Genomic DNA, 570 nt, shown 5'->3' with positions numbered 1-570 from the left:
GCCTTGTCGACGCCGCCGATGCCCGTGCATTCGCCAGCGGCCCAGACGTCCGGGCGGCTCGTCCGCTGCGCATCGTCGACCTGGATCGCGCCGTCGACGACGTCGCACCGGAGTGCGCGCGCGAGGTCCGTGTTCGGGACGAGGCCGAAACCCGCAGCGAGGAAGTCGCAGGCATACTCGACTTCTTTGCCGCCGGCCCGGACGACCACCGAGCGCACCGTGTCGTCTCCGTGCGCTGCGACGAGCGTGGCGCCCGTCACGTACGGGATGCCCCGCAGCTCGGCGAACAGCGACGCCGCCTGCAGGAATTTTTTCCCGTGCCGCGACAGCAGTCCGAGCCCGAAGGCCGACAGGCGCGACCACGGCTGGTGTTCGACGATCGCGGCCACGTGCGCACCCGCGCGCTGGACCGACGCCCGCGCACGCAGCGCGTGGACTGCCCTGCGCGGCCACCCGGATTGCACCGTGATGCAGGAGGCCCAGGTCATCGGCAGCGTGGACGCCAGCACGCTGCTCGTGGAGACGGGCGGACGCGGCGCCGCCGTCCCGTTCGAGCGCCTCGTGCTCTGT

General features: G+C 72.3%; 1 protein-coding gene. It reads right to left on the bottom strand.

Features of this window, described 5'->3' with window-relative positions:
• Positions 1-464, bottom strand: a 464-nt coding sequence (locus ACEN88_RS33805) for an FAD/NAD(P)-binding oxidoreductase (RefSeq protein WP_413346732.1), incomplete at its 3' end; no start/stop codon positions are given.
• Positions 465-570 lie beyond the last annotated feature (106 nt).

The organism is Massilia sp. CT11-108 (assembly GCF_047302915.1).
Taxonomy (GTDB): Bacteria; Pseudomonadota; Gammaproteobacteria; order Burkholderiales; family Burkholderiaceae_D; genus Telluria; species Telluria orientalis.
Note: the sequence above shows the minus strand (reverse complement) of the source record. Positions and strands in the feature narration are given on the sequence as shown.